Consider the following 18,939-nt stretch of genomic DNA (forward strand, 5'->3'; position numbering starts at 1 on the left):
AAAGATTGTAACGGAAAGCTGGAATATGGTTTATTCTTTGCCCAAGCCACTCGCTCCAAATCAGTTTTGACAAAAGTAGTATAAAATCACATTAACCGACTTAATTTTGTTGCATCAAAAATAGATTTAATACTTTTACAGCTTCAAAACGAACCACTATGTCTACTGCAAAGAAAGATTACAAAAGAATTACGACCAAGTCCCTTTTTGACATGAAAGCCAATGGCGAGAAAATATCGATGTTGACCGCTTATGATTTTACTATGGCTAAGATTGTAGATACCGCCGGTGTCGATGTGATTTTGGTAGGTGATTCTGCGAGTAACGTAATGGCGGGTCACGAAACGACTTTGCCAATTACTTTGGACCAAATGATTTATCACGCATCTTCCGTGGTGAGAGCCATTGAAAGAGCTTTAGTGGTGGTTGATTTGCCATTCGGCAGTTACCAATCTGATCCAAAAGAAGCCTTGCGTTCTGCCATTAGAATCATGAAAGAAAGCGGCGGACATGCCGTAAAGCTGGAAGGCGGAAGCGAAATCAAAGAAAGCATCAAACGCATTTTGAATGCCGGAATTCCGGTGATGGGACACTTGGGTTTGACGCCACAATCCATCTACAAATTCGGAACTTACACGGTTCGCGCCAAAGAAGAAGCCGAGGCGGAACAATTAATTGAAGACGCAAAATTATTAGAAAAACTGGGCTGTTTCGCTTTGGTTTTAGAAAAAATTCCGGCGTCATTGGCTGAAAAAGTAGCTAAGACGATTTCGATTCCTGTAATCGGAATTGGTGCCGGTGGTGGCGTTGACGGACAGGTTTTGGTGATACACGATATGTTGGGGATGAACAATGAATTCAGTCCGCGATTTTTACGCCGTTACTTAAACTTATACGAGCAAATGACTTCCGCTATTGGAAATTATGTAGCCGATGTAAAGTCACAGGATTTCCCGAATAAGAACGAGCAATACTAGAAAGCTGGCAGCAGAACGCAGATGGCAGAAAAAGTAATTTCCACCAAAGACAATCTCCAAATTCTTCACGAAGACAATCACATTATTGTGGTGAACAAACGCGTTGGCGATATTGTACAAGGAGACAAAACCGGAGATAAACCGCTGTCTGAAGTCGTTAAAGAATATATCAAAGAAAAATACAACAAACCCGGCGAAGTCTTTTTAGGCGTAGTTCACCGATTGGACCGACCAACAACAGGGATTGTCGTTTTTGCGAGAACCAGTAAGGCATTAACTCGTTTGAATGAATTGTTCAGCAATAGAGAAACGCAGAAAACGTATTGGGCAGTAGTCAAAAACAAACCACCTAAGACTGAGGATAATCTAGTTCATTTTCTGAAACGAAACGAAAAAAACAATACTTCTAAAGCCCATCTTAAAGAAGTGCCCGAAAGCAAAAAAGCGAGTTTAGATTATAAAATCATCAAGGAACTCAACAATTATTTTGCTTTAGAAATCAATCTTCACACCGGAAGACATCACCAAATTAGAGCACAATTGTCGGCTATTGGTTGCCCAATTAAAGGTGATTTGAAATATGGCTTCGACCGCAGTAATCCTGATGGTGGCATACATCTTCATGCCCGAAAATTAGTTTTCATTCATCCGGTTTCCAAGGAACCTGTCGCAATTATTGCACCCACGCCAAATGAAGTTATTTGGAACGCTTTATAAACTAAAATGACTACATTTACGTTTATAGTGTAGTTAGGGTTTTTGAAAACCCAACTGTTATAAACCAAAATCAATCCTTGTATGAGAAAAATCATTTTGACCGTTAGTCTCTTAGTTGGACTAAACGCTTTTGCCCAAGACCACTTTACGGGTATCAGTACTTCTAATCGAGTTGGTATTTTGAACGCCAATATCAATCCGTCCGAGTTGGCCAATTTGTCTAAAAAATTTGAGGTCAACATTTATGGCTTGAGTTTTAATGTGGCCAATAACAAAATTGCTTTCAGTGATATTTCATCAGACGCCGATTTTGAAACCTTAATCTTTCAAGGAAGCAGTCCGGTAAACGCTCGAATTGATGCAGAGATTCTCGGTCCGGGTGTGGCTATGCGCTGGAAAAAATGGGGTTTTGCCATTACCACTAAAGCCCATGCCAAGTTTGACATGGTTGATATTGACCCGACTATTGGAAATGCGATTACCAATGACAATGTTATTCTGAATACAACTCTTTTGAACAATCCAAATAATCAAAGGTTGAGCGGTACTTCTTATGGTGAAGTGGGTTTGTCGGCGGCAAGAACTTTCTTTGAAAATGACCATCACAAATTCAGCGCCGGAGTTACTTTGAAAATATTATTTCCCGGCTCGTATTCGAATTTTGGTCTGAGCCAATTAGACGGAACTGTTACTGAAAACGCTACGGGTGCTTATTTGACTACCAATTCACCGGCAAGTTTGAATATTGCTTATTCAGGAAATTTGGCGGATAGTTTTACCAATTTTGATGATTACAGCCAATCAATTTTTGGTGGATTAAACGGTTTTGCCGGAGATATCGGATTTAACTACCAATGGAAAAAAGGGAAAGACTATAAGCTGAATGCCGGTTTAGCCGTCAGAAACATCGGAAGCATGTCTTTTGATGATAATAATAATGCTTCCACTAATTATGTTTTAAACATTCAACCAACCGTTCAAAACCCGCAAGGCTTGGATTTGAGTTTGTTTGAAAATGCAGAAAATTTAAGTGACGTAGAAGATATTTTAAACAGTAACGGATATTTAACCGAGACCAGTGGTCAAGATAATTTTAAAGTTAAATTACCAACGGTGCTTTCTACTTACGTCGATTTTAAATTGGTTTCAAAATTCTATGTTACTGCTTATTTGCAACAAAAAGTCAATGAAGATTCAGGCAATGACCAAATCACGGTGCCTAATATTTTCAGCATTACCCCAAGAGTAAACTTAGGATTTTTTGAGACCTATGTTCCGGTAACTTTCAATGAGATTTCAGGAACTAATGTTGGGTTAGGATTCCGATTAGGCGGTTTTTATCTTGGAACAAGTTCTTTGGTAACGGCTTTGGTTAGCGACAGCAAACAAGGCGATATTTACACCGGATTCCGTTGGGCATTTCTGTAACAAAAATTTGAAATTGTCCCGTAAAAAATCCTATATTAGCCTAGCTAATAGAACCTACCATGATTTTTAAAACGGACATCAATTACAGAAAACAATCGTTGCTGAAATTACTTGTAACCGTTCAAGAACACGAAGCTGAAATTATCAAGGCTTTGTATGACGATTTCAAAAAACCGGCTTTTGAAGCGGTATTTACAGAGACCGAATACATAATTACCGAATTAAAACAGACCCTTAAAAACATCAATAAGTGGGCAAAACCGGAATGGGTTTTGCCTTCTCTTTTGAATTTTCCTTCGACAGATTATCTCTACAAAGAACCTTTTGGAAAAGTATTGATTATTGCGCCTTGGAATTATCCTTATCAATTGGCATTTTCCCCTTTAATAGCAGCTATTGCAGCCGGAAATCAAGTGGTGGTCAAACCTTCAGAACTCACGCCGAACACTTCCAAAATCATCGCAAAAATCATTGGCAAAACCTTTGATAAAAATCATGTGGAATGTGTTGAAGGCGGAACTGAAGTCGCTCAAACATTATTGGCACAACGCTGGGATTATATTTTTTTCACCGGAAGTGTGGCCGTCGGAAAAATTGTAGCCAGAGCTGCTGCGGAAAACCTAACGCCTGTTACATTGGAATTGGGTGGAAAAAACCCTTGTATTGTTGATGAAACAGCTAACTTGAAATTGGCTGCTAAGCGAATCATTTGGGGAAAATTTTTGAATGCCGGACAAACTTGTATTGCGCCCGATTATCTTCTGGTGCATCAAAACATAAAAACAAAACTCGTTGGTTTTCTAAAAGAAGAAATCATTTTGGCCTACGGAGAAAATCCTGAGATTTCCCCTGATTATCCGCGCATTATCAATGAAAAAAACTGGAGCCGACAATTGGCGCTTTTGGAAAACGAAACCATTCTTTTGGGCGGACAATCAAATGCCGAGGATTTTTACCTCTCGCCTACTTTACTCGACGAACCTTCCTTAGACCGTTTGGTGATGCAAGAGGAAATTTTTGGTCCGATATTGCCGGTTTTGAGTTATGAAAGGGAAGCTGATTTGGAACCAATTATTTCCCGTTATGAAAAACCGCTATCGCTCTATATTTTCACTGAAAATAAAACTTTTGCCCAAAAAGTAATTGCAAAATATGCCTTTGGCGGTGGCTGTATCAATGACACGCTGATTCATTTTGCCAATAAAAGATTGCCGTTTGGCGGTGTTGGTCACAGCGGTATCGGAGCTTATCACGGAAAGCGAAGTTTTGACCTTTTTTCACACCATAAAGCGGTGGTTAAAAAAGCCAACTGGCTTGATATCCCTACAAGATATGCGCCTTACCAAGGCAAATTAAATTCTATCAAAAAATTATTAAAATGGTTTTCTTGAATATGACTTTCAAATAGTGAGCAGTAATTTATTTTTTGTGTATATTGTAATGCAAAAGTTGTAATATTATAAATCTAAATCGTTTAATTGGTTAAATCTCTCCTGTACATTGAATTATCTTTTTTCATTTGCCAACATTAATAGCTACATCATAATCTGTTTATTATTGATTATTTCATTATTGTTCTATGTTGCTATTCATAAAACTTTACAAAAGAAATTAAACCTCAGTAATAAATACACCGAATATGAACCTAAGGAAGAGCAGTTTAGGATTTATTTGCTGTTTTTCGGTATCACTATTCCGTTAGTTGAAACTATCGTTGATGTTTTCGATTTACGTGCTACACAAAATCTTGGAATAAATTTTACTGTTGGTGCACTGATGTTGCTGTTTTATTTTTTATGCAGCCGATATGATTATTTTTATAAAAGAATTACCATTATATTTCCTCTATTCTATCTCGGTTACTTTTGTTTTATCGGTTACAACTTATTCTTTAAACCTTATGAATTAATTTCCTATGCGAGCTTTATCGTTGCCTTTTTCCTTTCCTACTTTGTGATCAAAAACATACTGCAGTATTGGATATTTGTGCTCTCGATTTTTGCTTTTTTAATATTTAGTTACCAAACGGAATTAATTGAAAGCAAGTTGACTGTTTTATTAGTTTGTACCTTTCTTTCAACAGTTGCCATACATATTTCAAGGCACTTGGCGCTATTGGAAACCAAAAACAAATTCCTCTTCTCAGATATTATTGTCAACAACGGAAATTCGTTGATTATGACTACCAATACCAAAGGTGAAGTGTCATTTTGTAGCGAATCTGTAGAAACCATTTTAGGATATAAAGTCGAAGAAGTTATGGGAATGGGTTATTGGAAACTAACCGAAGACCCAGAATTTATAGGAGAAGCTTACCACGAAAGTTTTGTTGATGAACGATCCTATATCCGAAAATTGAAATGCAAAAACGGTGATTATAAATTCATCCAATGGAAGGATAAAAAATACTCCAATGATGTGGTTATCGGCATCGGACAAGATGTTACCGAACAAGTAAAAATCAAAGACCAATACCGCAGTTTAATTGAATCAGCAGCCGATTTAATTTATGAAATTGATTTAAAAGCGGTTGTTACCTATGTGAACCAATTCGCCGTAAAAACACTGCATTATGAAAAAGAAGATATTTTAGGCAAGCATTTTTCTAATTTTGTTCGGGCCGATTATTTAGAATATGTAACCGATTTTTATAAAGAAATCCCCAAAGAAACGCAGGAATACAATGACTTGGTATTTCCGTTACTGAAAAAAGACGGTGAAACTATTTGGGTTTCCCAAAAAGTAACTTTGAAGAAAAATGATTTTGGAGAAGCCATTGGTTATTCAGCGATTGCCAGAGATATTACATTGGTTAAAAACCTTGAAATCGAACACTACAATCGCAGTAAAAAAGTTAGAGTTCACAATGAAACACTAAAGATATTAACCTCGCAAAGTTATTCCAACAAAGATACTTTTAGCGGAATTCTCAAAAACATACTTAAAGTAGCAGCGACCAATTGTACCATTGACAGAGTTGGTTATTGGTCATATATCCCGGAAGGATTGCGTTGTGAAAGCATATATTATCTGAAAAGTGATCGTTTTGAAAAGAATTTTTTCTTGGGCAAAGAAAATTACGCTAACTACTTTGAAAATATAGAAACCGGTATGCAAATAGTGGCTTCGAATGTTTATAACAACAGTATTACTCAAGAGTTGTGTTACGATTATGTTCCCAAAAACGACATCATGTCGTTGCTTGATACACCCATTTTTATCAATGGAAAAATTATTGGAATATTGTGTTTTGAAAAAACCGACACTCCTTTTGAATGGGACAACGAAGATATCAATTTTGCCCGTTCTATTGCCGATTTGATAGCGATTGCCATTGAAGCACAATTGCTGCTGGAATCAGATAAAAAGCTATCATACAAGAGTGAAATTTTGACCGTAATCAGTAAAAACATTGACAAATTTTTACTCAATAAAAATACCGATGAAACCCTTAAAGGAATTGTAAATGAAATTGGTACAGTCTTAAAAGTAGATCGAATTTCCTTCTTTGCTAGGAATGAAAAAGACATTCTTTATTATCAAAAACACCGTTGGCTTGCCACCGAAAAAGGATTTGCCCAACCCAGAGAAGTATTACAGAATATAACACCGGGTATGCTTTCATTTGTAATGAAACACATGGAAGAAAATTATTATTATGCTGCAGTAGTAAGAAAAATTAAAGATGAAACTACCCGAAAATTCCTAGAGGCTTTTGAAATTAAATCCGTTTTATTTCTGCCGATTTTTGTCAAAAACGAGTTGCATGGTTTTTTAGTCTTTGATGATTCAACCCTTGAAAGAGAATGGTCTATTGATGAAATTACGATACTGCAATCGCTAGCCAATAATATTTCTTCTGCTTTTGAAAGAAACATCAACGAAGGCATTATCAAAGAAAGCGAGGAGAAATTCAGGCTTTTGGCCAATAATATTCCGGGAACTGTTCATCTCTCTAAATATGATGAAAAATGGTCGAAAATATATCTTAATGATGAAATTGAAAAACTGACGGGTTATCCTAAAGAAGACTTTTTGAACAACAAAATATTCTATATCGATTTGGTGCATCCTGATGATATTGAAATTGTCAGACACAAAGCTGATGAATTGTTTAAAAGCAAACAAAAGGTACATTTAATCTATCGAATAGTCAATAAATCAGGGCAATCTATTTGGGTAGAGGAATTTGGCGAACCAATTTTCAAAGAAAATCAAATCGTTTATATTGTTGGGATATTCATCGACATCACCACCAGAATGGAAGCCGAAGAAGCCATTAAAGCTAAAAATTATGCCGAAGCTGCCAACAGAGCTAAGTCGGAATTCTTGGCCAATATGAGTCACGAAATCAGAACGCCTTTAAACGGAATCATAGGTTTTACTGAACTTTTGATGAATACCAATTTGGAAAATATCCAAAAAAAATACATGGATACCATCAACCAATCGGCGAATTCGTTGATGGAAGTTATCAATAATATACTTGATTTCTCCAAAATTGAATCGGGTAAATTGGAACTCAACATAGAGAAAATTAACATCGTTGAATTACTGAATCAAGTGGTTGACTTAATTCAATATGAAGCAAATCTCAAAAATCTGAAGCTCAATTTAATAGTTCAAAAGGAAGTGCCAAAATACATTTGGGTAGATTACATTCGCTTAAAACAAGTCTTAATCAATCTGTTAAGCAATGCCGTGAAGTTTACCGAAAAAGGCAGTATTGATTTATCGGTAGTGGTGTTTAAAAATATTGATGAAGACAGTATCCAATTACAGTTTGCCGTAAAAGACACCGGAATTGGCATCAAAAAAAGTAACCAATTAAAAATATTTGAAGCCTTCTCACAAGAAGACAATTCTACGTCTAAAAGATTTGGCGGAACCGGTTTAGGACTTTCCATTTCGAACCAACTTTTAAGTTTAATGAACAGTAAACTCGAATTGTCGAGCGAACCTAATAAAGGCAGTGAGTTTAGTTTTGTTTTGGATGTTACGCATTCTAATTTGTCGACAGAAAACAACAAATCAATAGACAAATCGGATAAATCAAGTCATGCCGTAACTATCATCAGTACAGCAAATAAAGTAATTTTCATAGTAGAAGATAACAAAATCAATATGCTTTTGGCCAAAACCTTAGTCAAGCAAATTTTGCCCAATGCTCAAATTATAGAACTCGAAAACGGTAAAGAAGCTTTTGAAAAAGTACAAACTTTAGTCCCTGATTTAATTTTAATGGACATACAAATGCCGATTATGAATGGCTATGAATCGACTGTAGCCATAAGAAAATTGCCTAATACGGCTGACATTCCAATCATTGCCTTGACGGCAGGCACCGTGGTTGGCGAAAAAGAGAAATGTATCGAAAACGGAATGAACGATTACATTCCAAAACCAATAGACAAAGAACTACTTGAAAAAATTATTAAAGATTTATTGAAATTAAACTAAAAAAAATCACATATCATGAAATGGCAAAAAAAAGAGAGCGGAAATTTTGAAGATCGCAGAGGCATGTCCGGAGGCGGAAAAGCCTTAATTGGTGGTGGACTTATTGGAATTGTAGTTTTGTTACTCCAAATGTTTGGTGGAGAAACGGGACAAACCATTGGCAATATAATACAGCAAACGCAAGGAACAGAAACGCAAACTGAAGAAACTCAAACCAGAGAACTATCGGCTGAAGAAATAGAACTTGGTGAGTTTTCAAAATCTTGTTTTGTGTACAACAATGAAACTTGGGCCAAAATTTTCCAAGAAAACAACATGGATTTTGAAGAACCCGGAATGGTTATTTTTGATGATGGCGTAAATACCGCTTGTGGAAGTGCTACTTCTGCTTCAGGACCATTTTATTGTCCGGGTGACAAAAAAATCTATATGGATTTGCGTTTCTTCGAAGAACTAAAAACCCGCTTTGGAGCTGAAGGTGGCGATTTTGCCATTGCGTATGTGATTGCTCATGAAATGGGACATCACTTGCAAACCATCATGGGAACATCCGGAAAAGTACGTCAATTGCAACAAAGTAAAAGCGAAACCGAAGCCAATAAATTGTCCGTTTGCTTAGAATTGCAAGCCGATTTCTACGCCGGCGTTTGGGCACATTATAACAAAAATCTTTTAGAAGAAGGTGATATTGAAGAAGCATTGAGCGCAGCACATGCTGTAGGTGACGATGCTATTCAAAGTAAAATACAAGGTCAAGTTACACCGGATAGTTTTACGCACGGAACGTCAGAGCAAAGAATGTATTGGTTTAAAAAGGGCTACAACTCTGGAGATATTAAACAAGGAGATACATTTTCAGCACTTTTGGATTAAAAAAAACAATAATTTTTAGCAAAAATCACAATTCAAAAATTAAAACTATTCTTTTTTGCATTTATCATAAATCGTGTTCAACTCGTTAATTTTAAAGACAATTTCAAGTCATTTTGAGGTTGTCTTTTTTAATTTTGCAAAGCAAAATTGTAAAAAAAATGAAAGCAGGCATCGACAGTATCGCATTTGATATTCCACAATTATACCTTCCCATAAACACTTTAGCCGAAAACAGAAACATTGAAGCCGACAAGCTTATCAAAGGTTTGGGCTTACACAAAATGAGTTTCCTTGATGTTCATCAGGATGTAGTGACAATGGCCTCGAATGCAGCTTTGAAACTTATCCGACAAGAAAACCTGAATCCTTCAGAAATCAACCGAATATACGTTGGAACCGAAAGCGGAATCGACAGTTCAAAACCCGTAGCTTCTTACGTTTTATCTAATTTAGAAAATGTTTTAGGCGAAGGTAGTTTCAAAAATTGTGATGTAGTAGATTTGACTTTTGCCTGTATCGGTGCGATTGATGCATTACAAAATTGCCTCGATTACATTCGGTTAAACCCAACTAAAAAAGCGATAGTAATTGCTTCTGACAATGCTAAATACGATTTGAATTCAACCGGAGAATACACTCAAGGCGCTGGATCAATCGCTATGTTAATTACTTCTGAACCTGCGATTTTGAGTTTTTCAAATGAAGTCGGAATTTCAACCCAAGGCGTATTTGATTTCTTCAAACCTCGTCGATCTGTCAGCAAAGAAGATTTACAATTAGAAAATAATCCGGATTGGCATGGTGTTTTAGAAAGCGAAATAGCGATTTACAAAGAGCAACCGGTTTTCGACGGACAATATTCAAATCAGTGTTACATCAACCGAATTTCGGAAGCCTACGAACACTATAAAACCGAAAGCCATCAAAGCGGTAAAGTCTATGAAAACTGGTCAAATATTTTAATGCATCTTCCCTATTGTTTTCAAGGCCGAAGAACATTTATTGAAATTTTTGCCAAAGAAAATCCGGAATTACTAGAAACTCAAATCGGAGAAACAACCAAAGACAAACTCAAAGCCTTAGCTAAAAGTCAGGAATATTTAGCCTTAGTCAATACTAAAATATTGCCATCCGAAATCGCATCGGGACAAATTGGCAACATTTATACCGGCTCGATTTTCTTGGGATTGTTGTCAACGTTGTGTTATCATTTCCAACAAAAAACAAATTTGTCCAACAAAAAATTGGGTTTCATAGCCTACGGAAGTGGTTCAAAATCAAAAGTCTTCGAAGCTGAAGTCTCAGCTGATTGGCAATCAGCCATTGAGAAAGTAAAACTCTTCGAAACTTTGGAACAAGCGACAGCCATTGATTTCTCAACTTATGAAAAATTACATAAAAAAGAATTAAAACAATCGGTTTTGGCTCCGACAAACGAATTCTATTTGGAATCAGTTGAAAAAGAAAATCCTGTTTTGGTTGGCGCGAGATATTATAAATTCAATTAACCCAACCAACCCTCTCTATCCAAACTCCTATACTGAATCGCTTCTGCAATGTGATTGGAATTGACCGTTTTTGCTTGTTCTAAATCGGCTATGGTTCTGGAGACTTTCAGAATTCTGTCATAAGCTCGTGCCGATAGATTTAATCTTTCCATCGCGGTTTTTAAAAGTTGTAACGAAACCTCATCCAAAGCACAATAAGTCCTGATTTGTTTAGTGCTCATTTGAGCGTTATAATGAATATTGTCCAATGCTTCAAAGCGATTAGATTGAATCTCTCTGGCTTTGGTTACGCGTTCCCGAATCAACACGCTACTTTCTGCCGGTCTGGTTTCAGTAAGTTTTTCAAATGGTACCGGAGTCACTTCAATGTGAATGTCAATCCTATCTAACAACGGTCCGGAAATCTTGCTCAAGTATCTTTGCATCTCCGCAGGTGAAGAACTCACCGGTGCATCGGGATCATTGAAATAGCCACCCGGACTCGGATTCATACTCGCTACTAACATAAAGGATGATGGATAAGTAATCGTAAATTTGGCACGAGAAATTGTTACTTCTCGGTCTTCCAAGGGTTGGCGCATGACTTCTAAAACTTCTCTTTTAAATTCGGGCAATTCGTCTAAAAACAAAACGCCATTGTGGGCTAAAGAGATTTCTCCGGGTTGCGGATAACTGCCACCGCCGACAAGTGAGACACTCGAAGCCGTATGGTGGGGCGAACGAAATGGCCTTTGGTTCATCAAACCGACTTCTTTAGTTTTGCCGGCGACGCTATGGATTTTGGTAGTTTCCAAAGCTTCTTTCAAAGTCATTGGTGGTAAAATGCTCGGTAATCGTTTGGCCAACATTGTTTTCCCGGAACCCGGCGGACCAATCAGAATAATATTATGGCCACCGGCAGCTGCAATTTCCATACAGCGTTTAATACTTTCTTGTCCTTTGACATCGGAAAAATCAAATTCAGGAAAATCTAATGTTTTATGAAATTCATCGTATGTATTGATGACTGTTGGTTCAATAGTTCCTTTGCCATCAAAAAAGTCGATTACCTGTACCACATTTTCTACTCCATAGACTTCCAATCCCTCAACTATAGCAGCTTCTTTTACATTCTGAATGGGGAGAAAAAAACCTTTAAATCCTTCTTCTTTGGCTTTAATGGCAATAGACAAAGCGCCTTTTATAGGTTGTAAACTTCCGTCTAAAGACAATTCACCCATGATAATGTATTGGTCAATTTCATCCGTTTTGATTTGACTTGAAGCGGCTAAAATCCCAATGGCTAATGTCAAGTCATAAGCCGAGCCTTCTTTACGCAAATCGGCCGGAGCCAAATTGACTGTAATCTTTTTTCCCGGAAAGTCGTAACCATTGTTTTTAAGCGCTGCTGCTATTCGGTAACTGCTCTCTTTGATAGCATTATCGGGCAAACCCACCAAATGATAGCCAATGCCTTTATCAATATTGACCTCGACAGTTATAGTCGTTGCTTCTACACCAAATACAGCACTACCAAATACTTTTACCAACATATCTTACTTTTTAAAAAATAAAAATAGTAAAATAATTACAATAAAATGATTTTGTAAGATTATATTAATGAAATTTATTGCAGATTATCACTCATCAACTCACTCTTATTTTTAGCGTATTGATAGCCTTTGTGCCACCACTCTTTCATCTTGTCTTTGTTAAAAATCAAAGCGTTATCTGTCAGTTGCGTTGGTGTGTAGTATAAATTGAGTTTAACGTCTTTGTTTTTTGCTGCCAATTTACCAATGGTAATGTCGTGCTTTTCGACTTGTGTCAAAAGTGTTTGAAACAAATCAATCATCAATGAAAACGGATTTCTGCCAATTTTTTTTGGTCGGGTTTGGACTTCGGTTTCCAAAATCACTACATCTACTTCTGTCGCACCGCGATTAATGGCTTCTCTAATCGGAACCAAACTCGAAAATCCGCCATCGCCATATTCGAAGCCGTTTTTGGTAACCAATGACATAAACGGAATGTAGTTGCAGGAAATCCAAATCCATTCGCAAAACTCATCGTAGTCATAATCTTTAATCGACTTGTATTCGACTTCATTTTTGGAAAGATTGGTCACTGTAACAATCACTTCGCAAGGGGTTGATTTGAGTAAAGCAAATTCATTTTTAGTGAAATTTTCTTTAATGTAACCCAATAATTTATGGCTTTCGCCAAAAGTACGTTTGCCTTTTAAAAACTGCTTCAATACATTCCAGTGGTTAATGGAAACCGTTTCTCCGGGTGTATTTTTATTTTTCACTACAAACGGACTAATGTCAAAAATACTGCGCATATCAACATTAGAATAAATGTTATAAATCTTATCGACTTCACCCAAAGCCAAATGCGGAATGAGTAAACTTCCGGTTGAACTGCCAATGAGAATGTCATATTCATGTCGGTTCTCCTGCATCAAATATTGCGCTACACCACCGGCAAATGCACCTTTACTGCCGCCACCCGAAATTACTAAAGCTCTCATGGTTTTTCACTTAACAGTTTCTGCAATTGGACTTTTTCACTTTCGGGTAAAGTTGGCAACAAAGACTCAAATAAGACATGATAACTATCATCTTTCAACAGTTGGCGAATTTTATCCCGACCAAACTTGCTGAACTGCCATTTGTGATGCGTCGTCGCATTAACTAAATTTTTCAAAACATCAGGATTCTTGCTCATGATGGTTAAGGCGTTTATCAGAGCATTTTGGCGGACTGAACTTTCATATTGTGGCGAAGTATAACGAACCAATTCTGAATGCAATTGTAAATAGGTAATGGACAGATTTTGGTCTTCAGTTTCTTGTGAATCGACATAATTTAAAAATGCCATGATATACAACACTCGCAAACTTTTGTCATTATTACCCATCCAATCTTTGGCTTTCGCCAAATAAACACTTCTGCTTTCAGGAAAATTTTTCCACAGATTCATAAAAGCAATTTCTTTGGTTTCATAAGAAGCATCGTCTAATAAAGATTCATACATCGACTTAAATTCAGTCGGAATTTCTTCCATAAACTCTGCAACAGCTTGACGCACTTTAATATTATTGGTTTGCAATGCCAATATCAGAAACTCCTTTTTATCATTAAAGGGAACGTCTTTCAATTGGTATAAAATCTCTGTTTTTACAGGATAAAAAACATTGGATTTCAATAACTCTGTGAACTTTTGCTTGTTCTCTGCCAATGATTTTTTACGCAATTGTTGCGCTTCGAAAAGCGTTTGAATAAAAGCATTTTTCTTTAGCAAAGTATTCGCTTCTTCGTTTTGAAAACGATAATCTTCCAGCCAGGTTTTTTTGAATTTTTCGGTATCGAAGGTTGGTGCTACTTTTTTTATTTCGGCTAAAAAATTATCCGTTTCTACATTTTTATATTGGTACTTTTTCAAATAGGATTTAACGGCTTTTTGAAACAACTTCGGACCAATGGCTTCGCGAATAGTATGCAATGCCCAAGCACCTTTTTGGTAAAACGACGACAAGCTCGCTTTCTCATGCATCACCGGAATCATATCGGTTTTGGCGGCATTTTTTAGTTGCAAAGACGTTCGATATAGTTGATGGTAAAAATAATCCTCGCCAAAAACTTCTCGCTCCGCTAACAAGGCGTAATAAGTTGCAAAACCTTCTTGTAACCAATGATGCTTACCTGATTTTGCAGTCACTAAATCGCCAAACCATTGGTGTGCCAACTCATGAGCATTGACATTCACATAATTTCTGTCGTTAAAACCAATGTCATCTACTACATAATCTTGGGCAAAAATGGTACAACTCGTATTTTCCATTCCGGCGTAAAGAAAGTCTTCCACGGGAATTTGCTTATAGATTTGCCATGGATATTTAAAACCGACTTCTTTCTCTAAATAATCAAATATTTGCTTCGAATGCCTGTACGTCGATTCAAACTTAGACGTGTCTTTCGGCTGTATAAAAAACTGCAACGGAATACTTGATTTAGAAGCGATGACTTTGTTACTGAAATCGCCTGCAGCAAAAGCTAGTAAATAAGATGACATTGGTTTTTCCATTACATAATGCCAAACTTTAAACCCGTTCTCGATTTCTTTTCGATCTTTCAAGACACCATTGGCTACAACTACAAAATTAGAGTGATAAATAAATCTCATTTCAAAAGTGACTTTCTCATTAACATCATCAAAACTCGGCAACCAATGACTGGTATATTTTCCCTGACCTTGTGTCCAAATCTGGGAAGAATCACCTTGCCCGACAAAATAAACAGTCTGTTTTGGGATAACATCATAACTAAAACTTACCCAATTCATCCCTTTTTTAAATCCTTCAAAAAGTAATAATTCTTTAGAATTATTTTTAAATTTAACCGGTTGATTATTAATTTTCACCACAGAAAAATTCATGCTTTTAGCGTCAATTCGGATGGTATCAATTGGTTTTAAAACATTAAAATGATATACAGCGGAACCGACAACTTTCTTCAAACCAAAATTTGGAGCTACTGTAGCATTACACTTTAAAAAATCCACTTTAGTCGTTTGCTGGGCGAAAGTGAAAATGGAAAAAAGAAGAAAAAAATATCTCATGTTTTGAAGAGTAGGTTTTCATTATTACGAAGGTAATGTATTTTCAAATTTACCAATTAAAAACTATCTTCGCTTTAACAATTTCTTACCATGTCTAACAATCTTCTGCAAACTCCAATCGAATACCTAAAAGGCGTTGGTCCGCAACGCGGAGAATTGTTGCGCAAAGAAGTTGGTATTCATAAATACGAAGATTTACTCAATTTTTATCCAAATCGGTATATCGACCGAACGCGTTATTATAAAATCAACGAGTTGAACAATAATCCGGCAGAAGTTCAAATTATTGGTAAAATCATCAATATCAAAACAGTCGAATTCGGCAAAGCCAAAAAAAGATTAGTCGCTGTTTTCGTGGACGAAACCGGACAAATGGAACTCAACTGGTTCCAAGGTCACAAATGGATTCGAGATACTTTGAAACTCAATACGCCTTATGTGATTTTTGGAAAAGTCACTTCATTCAACGGCCAATACAACATGGCGCATCCCGAAATGGAATTGCAAAACGAGCACGAACAAAGTCTGCGTTCCGCAATGCAACCGGTTTATCCCTCGACAGAAACCTTGACCAATCGCGGGATTTCGAACCGAGTGGTGAATAAAATGATGCAGCAAATTTTCTTGGAAACCCAAGCTAAATTTACCGAAACGCTTCCTCAATATTTAATCGATGAATTAAAGCTGATTCCGAAAAATGCCGCATTATTCAACATTCATTTTCCGAAAAGCCCTGACCTTTTGGCGAAAGCCCAATTCCGATTGAAATTTGAAGAACTGTTCTTTATCCAATTGCAATTGATTACCAAAAACTTGGTGCGTAAGCATAAAATCAAAGGCCATCCTTTTACGGTAGTTGGTGATCATTTTAATAATTTCTACCAAAACCATTTACCGTTTGAACTGACCAATGCGCAGAAAAAAGTACTCAAAGAAATCCGAAACGATATGGGTACCAATGCGCAAATGAACCGTTTATTACAAGGTGATGTGGGTTCAGGAAAAACAATTGTAGCTTTAATGGCAATGCTGATTGCGTTGGATAACGGTTTCCAAAGTTGCTTGATGGCACCGACGGAAATTCTCGCCAACCAACATTACAACGGTTTAACCGAATTAGCTAAAGATTTGAACATCAACATCAAAATACTAACCGGTTCGACTAAAACTGCAGAGCGAAAAATCATTCACGAAACCTTAGAAAATAGCAGTTTACACATCTTAATCGGAACTCACGCTTTATTGGAAGACAAAGTAAAATTCCATAATTTAGGTTTGGCCATTATTGACGAGCAACATCGTTTTGGCGTAGAGCAACGTTCCAAACTTTGGCAAAAAAATGATATTCCACCACATGTTTTGGTGATGACCGCCACGCCTATCCCACGTACGTTGGCTATGAGTTTGTATGGCGATTTGGATATTTCTGTCATCGATGAATTGCCACCAGGAAGAAAACCGATTCAAACCGTACATCGTTATGACAGCAATCGTTTGAAAGTTTGGAAATTCATCAAAGACGAAATCGCCAAAGGTCGCCAAATCTACATCGTTTATCCGTTAATCAAGGAAAGCGAAACGATGGATTACAAAGATTTGATGGATGGTTACGAGAGTATTTCACGCGATTTTCCGTTGCCGCAATACAGCATTTCTATCGTTCACGGCAAAATGAAACCTGCCGATAAAGAGGCCGAAATGAAACGCTTCGCGGAAGGCAAAACCAATATTATGGTCGCTACTACGGTGATTGAAGTTGGGGTCAATATTCCCAACGCAAGTGTAATGATTATTGAAAGTGCCGAACGTTTTGGTTTATCCCAATTGCACCAATTACGCGGTCGTGTGGGTCGTGGTGCCGAACAGAGCTATTGTATTTTGATGACTTCTTTTAAATTGTCGAGCGATAGTAAAACTCGTTTGGAAACGATGGTCAAAACCAATGACGGTTTCGAAATTGCCGAAGTCGATTTAAAACTCCGCGGTCCGGGCGATATTATGGGCAAACAACAAAGCGGTGTGTTGAATTTACAAATAGCCGATTTGGTTAAAGACAAAGACATTTTACTTTTGGCACGACATGAAGCCATGAAACTCCTGAAAAAAGATGCTTCGATGACTTTGCCCGAACATCAAAATCTTCGGGCAGTTTTTATCGAACTCACCAAAAAGAAAAATATTTGGAATTACATTAGCTAGCTAATATTTGTACCTACAAATGTTAAATAAAAACTAACTGTACCACCACTTTCATCGGTAAGAATTAGTTTTGTAGACTTAACTCGCGAAGTCAATAAAACAAGCCTACTTGCTATGAAAATAAAACACATTGTCATCACTGTTTTGGTCGTTGCTCTTGCCGGAATGATTGTTTACAGAATTACCAAAAACAAAGCCGAAAACGAAAAAGGAAACGACAAAAACGGCAAAAAACCGCCAATTGGTGTTACTGCTTTTGTCGTTACGTCTCAAGAATTCTCGAATACCATTTCGCTTTCAGGTTCGATTGAAGCCAACGAGCAAATTGAAATCAGAAGTGAAGTTTCCGGAATTGTCGAAAAAATATCTTTTACAGAAGGCAGTAATATCAGTAAAGGACAAGTACTTTTCAAAGTCAACGACATAGAACTCAGAGCGCAATTGGCACAAGCCAAAACCAGAGAAAGTTTGGCCTCAGAAAACGAAAGAAGAGCCAAATTGCTTTTGCAAAAAGAAGCCATCAGCCAAGAAGAGTATGACATCGCTAGCGCCGATTACAGAACTGCTAAAGCACAAACCCAACTGATACAAGCGCAAATTGGCAAAACTACGGTTAGAGCGCCATTTTCGGGAAAAATTGGTTTAAGAAGTATTTCTCCCGGAACCTATGTCACGCCAACTACATTGATTGCCAAATTAGTCAGTACCAATCCCCTAAAAATTACTTTCTCTATTCCTGAAAAATACGCAACTGAAATTAACAAAAACAACCAAATCACCTTCACCGTTCCTAATGTAGCTGACACTTTCACCGCCAAAATTTACGCATTAGAACCGGCGATTGAAGCGACTACAAGAACTTTACAAATCAGAGCCTTGACCGACAATTCGGGGGGAAAATTACTTCCGGGCACATTTGCGAATATCGAATTGCCTTTGAAAAACATCAAAGACGCCATCATCATTCCAACTGAAGCGATTGTCCCAATTCAAGATGGCAAAAAAGTGTTTATTGCCAATAACGGTAAAGCCAAAGAAGTAAAAGTAACCACACTAACCCGAACAGATAAAGACGTAGTCATTACTTCAGGTTTGAAAATCGGAGACACTGTGTTGACTTCGGGTGTGATGTCATTGAAAGACGAAGCCGATATTAAAGTAAAACTTAAATAATT

At 37.1% G+C, this 18,939-nt stretch carries 12 protein-coding genes; 9 read left to right on the forward strand and 3 right to left on the reverse strand.

Annotation, left to right across the window (positions count from 1 at the left end; all coding sequences use genetic code 11):
* Positions 1 to 158 precede the first annotated feature (158 nt).
* From panB to ACK4HO_RS05245, 7 genes are all read left to right on the forward strand, one after another.
* On the forward strand, positions 159 to 977 hold the full coding sequence (panB, locus tag ACK4HO_RS05215) for a 3-methyl-2-oxobutanoate hydroxymethyltransferase (RefSeq protein WP_409663532.1): 819 nt from the start codon (positions 159 to 161) through the stop codon (positions 975 to 977).
* 21 nt (positions 978 to 998) lie between these two features.
* Positions 999 to 1,694: an RluA family pseudouridine synthase gene (locus tag ACK4HO_RS05220; RefSeq protein ID WP_409663535.1), complete on the forward strand. Its 696-nt coding sequence runs from the start codon at positions 999 to 1,001 to the stop codon at positions 1,692 to 1,694.
* An 81-nt stretch (positions 1,695 to 1,775) separates the two neighbouring features.
* Positions 1,776 to 3,122: a hypothetical protein gene (locus ACK4HO_RS05225; protein WP_409663538.1), complete on the forward strand. Its 1,347-nt coding sequence runs from the start codon at positions 1,776 to 1,778 to the stop codon at positions 3,120 to 3,122.
* Positions 3,123 to 3,181: 59 nt separating this feature from the next.
* On the forward strand, positions 3,182 to 4,513 hold the full coding sequence (locus ACK4HO_RS05230) for an aldehyde dehydrogenase (protein ID WP_409663541.1): 1,332 nt from the start codon (positions 3,182 to 3,184) through the stop codon (positions 4,511 to 4,513).
* A gap of 166 nt (positions 4,514 to 4,679) precedes the next feature.
* Positions 4,680 to 8,582 (forward strand): PAS domain S-box protein, encoded by a 3,903-nt coding sequence (locus ACK4HO_RS05235; RefSeq protein WP_409663544.1) that lies wholly within the window; start codon positions 4,680 to 4,682, stop codon positions 8,580 to 8,582.
* A 15-nt stretch (positions 8,583 to 8,597) separates the two neighbouring features.
* Positions 8,598 to 9,455, forward strand: a complete 858-nt coding sequence (locus ACK4HO_RS05240) for a neutral zinc metallopeptidase (protein ID WP_409663546.1) — start codon at positions 8,598 to 8,600, stop codon at positions 9,453 to 9,455.
* A gap of 158 nt (positions 9,456 to 9,613) precedes the next feature.
* A complete protein-coding gene (locus ACK4HO_RS05245; RefSeq protein ID WP_409663549.1) occupies positions 9,614 to 10,963 on the forward strand; it encodes a hydroxymethylglutaryl-CoA synthase family protein in 1,350 nt (449 codons plus the stop codon).
* On the opposite strand, the gene ACK4HO_RS05250 is transcribed toward ACK4HO_RS05245, so the two are convergent.
* The 3 genes from ACK4HO_RS05250 to ACK4HO_RS05260 form a co-directional block, all read right to left on the reverse strand.
* The gene (locus ACK4HO_RS05250; RefSeq protein WP_409663553.1) at positions 10,960 to 12,495 is read right to left on the reverse strand and encodes a YifB family Mg chelatase-like AAA ATPase; all 1,536 of its coding nucleotides are present in this window, start codon (positions 12,493 to 12,495) and stop codon (positions 10,960 to 10,962) included. The two genes, ACK4HO_RS05245 and ACK4HO_RS05250, sit on opposite strands and share 4 nt — an antisense overlap.
* 74 nt (positions 12,496 to 12,569) lie before the next feature.
* Entirely contained in the window at positions 12,570 to 13,475 is a 906-nt protein-coding gene (locus ACK4HO_RS05255; RefSeq protein WP_409663556.1) for a patatin family protein, read from the reverse strand.
* A complete protein-coding gene (locus ACK4HO_RS05260; protein ID WP_409663559.1) occupies positions 13,472 to 15,565 on the reverse strand; it encodes a M1 family metallopeptidase in 2,094 nt (697 codons plus the stop codon). Before ACK4HO_RS05260 ends, ACK4HO_RS05255 begins: the two co-directional genes overlap by 4 nt.
* Before the next feature lie 90 nt (positions 15,566 to 15,655).
* Between ACK4HO_RS05260 and recG the strand changes: the two genes are divergently transcribed.
* On the forward strand, positions 15,656 to 17,764 hold the full coding sequence (recG, locus tag ACK4HO_RS05265; protein ID WP_409663562.1) for an ATP-dependent DNA helicase RecG: 2,109 nt from the start codon (positions 15,656 to 15,658) through the stop codon (positions 17,762 to 17,764).
* Between the two features lie 114 nt (positions 17,765 to 17,878).
* On the forward strand, positions 17,879 to 18,937 hold the full coding sequence (locus ACK4HO_RS05270) for an efflux RND transporter periplasmic adaptor subunit (protein ID WP_409663565.1): 1,059 nt from the start codon (positions 17,879 to 17,881) through the stop codon (positions 18,935 to 18,937).
* The last annotated feature ends 2 nt before the right edge of the window (positions 18,938 to 18,939 follow it).

Origin of the sequence: Flavobacterium sp., assembly GCF_046296355.1 — a bacterium.
Lineage (GTDB): Bacteria > Bacteroidota > Bacteroidia > Flavobacteriales > Flavobacteriaceae > Flavobacterium.

Bases quoted from the DNA above. Each gene is read 5' to 3' on its own strand.
- panB (WP_409663532.1), top strand. From the start codon at position 159: ATGTCTACTGCAAAGAAAGATTACAAAAGAATTACGACCAAGTCCCTT.
- ACK4HO_RS05220 (WP_409663535.1), top strand. From the start codon at position 999: ATGGCAGAAAAAGTAATTTCCACCAAAGACAATCTCCAAATTCTTCAC.
- ACK4HO_RS05225 (WP_409663538.1), top strand. From the start codon at position 1,776: ATGAGAAAAATCATTTTGACCGTTAGTCTCTTAGTTGGACTAAACGCT.
- ACK4HO_RS05230 (WP_409663541.1), top strand. From the start codon at position 3,182: ATGATTTTTAAAACGGACATCAATTACAGAAAACAATCGTTGCTGAAA.
- ACK4HO_RS05240 (WP_409663546.1), top strand. From the start codon at position 8,598: ATGAAATGGCAAAAAAAAGAGAGCGGAAATTTTGAAGATCGCAGAGGC.
- ACK4HO_RS05245 (WP_409663549.1), top strand. From the start codon at position 9,614: ATGAAAGCAGGCATCGACAGTATCGCATTTGATATTCCACAATTATAC.
- ACK4HO_RS05250 (WP_409663553.1), bottom strand. From the start codon at position 12,495: ATGTTGGTAAAAGTATTTGGTAGTGCTGTATTTGGTGTAGAAGCAACG.
- ACK4HO_RS05255 (WP_409663556.1), bottom strand. From the start codon at position 13,475: ATGAGAGCTTTAGTAATTTCGGGTGGCGGCAGTAAAGGTGCATTTGCC.
- ACK4HO_RS05260 (WP_409663559.1), bottom strand. From the start codon at position 15,565: ATGAGATATTTTTTTCTTCTTTTTTCCATTTTCACTTTCGCCCAGCAA.
- recG (WP_409663562.1), top strand. From the start codon at position 15,656: ATGTCTAACAATCTTCTGCAAACTCCAATCGAATACCTAAAAGGCGTT.
- ACK4HO_RS05270 (WP_409663565.1), top strand. From the start codon at position 17,879: ATGAAAATAAAACACATTGTCATCACTGTTTTGGTCGTTGCTCTTGCC.